Source organism: Nitrosomonas sp. ANs5, assembly GCF_050584665.1.
GTDB lineage: Bacteria > Pseudomonadota > Gammaproteobacteria > Burkholderiales > Nitrosomonadaceae > Nitrosomonas.
Genome location: NZ_JBEUDO010000107.1, coordinates 1 through 3,419, shown reverse-complemented (window position 1 = coordinate 3,419; position 3,419 = coordinate 1). Strand labels below are relative to the sequence as shown.

Annotated in this window: 2 protein-coding genes; both read right to left on the bottom strand. The window is 61.4% G+C overall.

Annotation, left to right across the window (positions count from 1 at the left end; all coding sequences use genetic code 11):
- Positions 1–812 (bottom strand): N-6 DNA methylase (locus ABTW62_RS13665; protein WP_430905126.1); only part of this gene is annotated, 812 nt, incomplete at its 3' end.
- A 14-nt stretch (positions 813–826) separates the two neighbouring features.
- On the bottom strand, positions 827–3,232 hold the full coding sequence (gene hsdR / locus ABTW62_RS13660) for an EcoAI/FtnUII family type I restriction enzme subunit R (protein ID WP_430905125.1): 2,406 nt from the start codon (positions 3,230–3,232) through the stop codon (positions 827–829).
- Between the last annotated feature and the right edge of the window lie 187 nt (positions 3,233–3,419).

Sequence of the window (3,419 nt, the reverse complement as noted above, 5' to 3'; positions counted from 1 at the left end):
AGCATGTAAGGCAAGGGCTTGGCCTCCTGGCCGAACAGGGTGTCGCGTTGCAGGGTGCGGCGCTGATCCGGGTTGGTGATTTGCCGGGAGAGGTGGTCGTAGGCTTCTACCAGAAAACCACCAGTGCCACAGGCCGGGTCGAGCATGGTCTCGCCAAGCCTGGGATCGGTCACCTGCACCATGAAGCGCACCACCGGGCGCGGAGTATAGAACTCGCCCGAGTCGCCGGCGGCGTCGCGCATTTCGCGCAGCATCGATTCGTACAGGTGCGAGAGCGTGTGGATCTCTTCGCTGCTGCTGAAGTGGATGCCGTTGATCTTGTTGATGATGTCGCGCAACAGGTAGCCGCTGACCATGCGGTTCTGCACCCCGCGAAACACGTTGGCGATGACCTCGCGCTGACTGCCTTTCTCCCCGCTGCCAGCCAAGCTCCGCAGATAGGCGAACAATCCGGCGCCGCGCGAGCCGTCGGCGCGATGGCATTCGTCCTGGTTGATGAAGGCCAGCAGTTCGTCGCCGGTGAGGCCATCTTCGCGCGCGGCCCAGTCGCGCCAGCGGTACGGCGCCTCGATGATGGCGTGGTAGGGCTTGCCGTCGAGTTCGGCCTCTTCTTCGTGCACGATTTCGAGGTCGTCGAGGAACTTGAGGAACATGACCCAGGTGAGCAGCGGCAAGCGGTCAACATCGCCATTCAGGCCCTTGTCCTTGCGCAGGATCTTGCGGGCGCTGCCGATCAATGCCGATAGGTTGTCGCGCGTGGTCAGCGGTGCCTTGGCGCGTTTGGCTCTGGGTTTTTTCTCCGTTGCGGCCATTCAGTGAGGTCTCGTCATTGGTACAGGGCCGTCTGCAGGCGAGAGACGGCTTCCTTGAAGGGTTTGATGCCACCGAAATGCCGGCTGGCGATCTCGGAGGGGTTGCCGTAGCGGTCGAAGGGTTGCACCTTCATCAGCTCGGACAAGGTGTTGAACTGAAGAATGCCGCGCTCGATATAGGAATCGAGCAGCAGCGCGAGGATTTCGCGGGCCGTATGGCTGTGCTGGCCGAACAGATCGTGCGCCGCCTTCCTGGCTTGTTCGGCGCGCTGGCGGCGGGTGAGCAGCGGCGCGTTCCATGCCAGATGGCAGAGCAAGTCGAAGGGGTCGGCGTCGGGCTGGCTGGCGCTGGCCGCCAGCTCTTCGAAGCTGATGCCGCGCTCGGTCAGCTCGCGCAGCACTTCGGCGCGAGTGTCGGGGTTGGCCCAGGCGGATTGCAGTGCATCGCGGGTCGGGTAGAGCGTGCGCACGGTGCGGCCTGAGTATTCGGTGTACTTGACCACCTGGAGCTTCTTGCCATCGGTATCGAGATCATAGACCAGATGGCCGATCACCTCGACGTCACCGCCGTCGATATAGTATTTACGGGGTTCGGCCGGCGGTTCGTTGATGAGCTCGCCAGTATTCGGGCCGATCTGCTCATCTGGTATCTCGTATCCCTCCAGTTGCTCATCGACCGGTACTTCGATTTCCGTATGTGTCGTGCTGATTTCTTCGCCCTTTTCATCGACGATCACTTCCTCGATGCGGGCGGGGTCACCGTCGAAATCCGGGTCGGCGAAGTGTCGCGTAGCCGTGCCGGTGAAGTCGATGATGTTGAAGTATTCCTTGCCGTAATCGAGCTTGAGCCGTGTGCCGCGCCCGATGATCTGCTTGAACTCGGCGCGGGAACCGACGACCCTTGCCAGCACCACGTTCTTGACCATCTCGGCGTCGATGCCAGTGGTCAGCAGCTGCGAGGTGGTCAGGATCACCGGCGTGGGTTTGTCGACATCCTGAAAGTGGGCGAGGTGGGTGAGGCCGATGGCGCCTTCGTCGGCAGTGACGCGGCAGACGTAGTCGGGGTATTGCTTGACCAGGTCGCTGTTGAGGTTGACCAGTTCCTGGCGCATTTCGGCCGCGTGTTCCTGATCGACACAAAACACGATGGTCTTGGCGAAGCGGTCGGTGCCCTTAAGGAAATCAGCGAGATGCCTGGCAATGGCCTGCGTGCGAGCCCGCAGTGCGACGATGCGCTCGAAATCCTTGGTCTGATATTCGTCGTCCGGCACGGGGCGGCCAAAGCGGTCGAGTTCGTCCTTGGACGGGCGCCAGCCGGCGGCATCCACGGTGGTGATGACGCGATGCACGCGGTATGGCGCGAGAAAGCCATCCTCGATGCCCTGGCGCAGGCTGTAGGTGTAGACCGGGTTGCCGAAGTACTCGTAGCTGTCGCGTGATTCCTCGCGCAGCGGTGTGGCTGTCATGCCGAACTGCACGGCGGGCGCGAAGTAGTCGAGCACCGCGCGCCAGTTGCTGTCGTCGCGGCTGGAGCCGCGATGGCATTCGTCAATGATGATCAAATCGAAAAAGTCCGGCCGGTATTGGCGGAATACGTCCTCGTTGGCGGTGGACAGCGCCTGATAGATGCCGAAATACATGTCCCGGCTCTGGCTCACGTCGCTACCGGTGATTTTGTGGCGGGCGTCGCCTAACGGCGCGAACATCTTGGCCATCGGGTCATCCACCAGAATGTTGCGGTCGGCCAGGAACAGGATCTTCGGACGGCGGTATTCCCCAGTACGGTTCCAACGGCTGTTCCACAATTTCCAGCAAAGCTGGAACGCCACGCAGGTCTTGCCGGTGCCGGTGGCCAGGGTGGCGAGGATGCGCTTCTGACCGAGCAGGATGGTCTCAATTACACGGTTAATCGCGATCTGTTGGTAGTAGCGCGGCACCTTGCCGGAGATCAGGTTGAACGGTTCGAGCAGGTGTGGCGTAGCCGGATCGGGCAGCGCGGTTGCCGCCATCAGGCGCTGCCAAAGCTCTGCGGGCGTGGCGAAGCGATTCACTTCACGCTCGGTGCCGGTGGTGTAGTCGATCTCGATGATGCGGTGGCCGTTGGTGGCATAGGCGAACTTGAGACCGAGGATTTCGGCATACGCCCTGGCCTGTTGCACGCCGGATTCCGCCGGCAGTCCCAGGTCCTTGGCTTCCACGACGGCCAGCGGATAGTCGCGCCGGTAATAGAGCAGGTAATCGGCACGTTTTTGCTTGCCACGCCGCACGCGGCCCCCGGCGACGATAATGCGACCATTGGTGAAGGTGCGCTGTTCGCCGATCACATGCGGCGCGCTGCCCCATCCGGCAGCAACCAGCTTGGGTGTGATCAGCTCCCGGCAGGTGTCGGCCTCGGTCATGATTTGTGCTGTCGCCGTCATCGATGTCTGCTCGGCGTGCTGCCAAAATCTGCAGAATGTACGGAAATTTGGGTTGGTATCATCGCAATTTTTTGTTTAATGGCCGCGCGCTTTACAGGAACTACGCTTGCCTGTTTTTAGTTTGCTGCTTATAACTGGGGGGCATTGTATCAATGCGGCGCAACGACACCAATGCTTGAAGACGCTG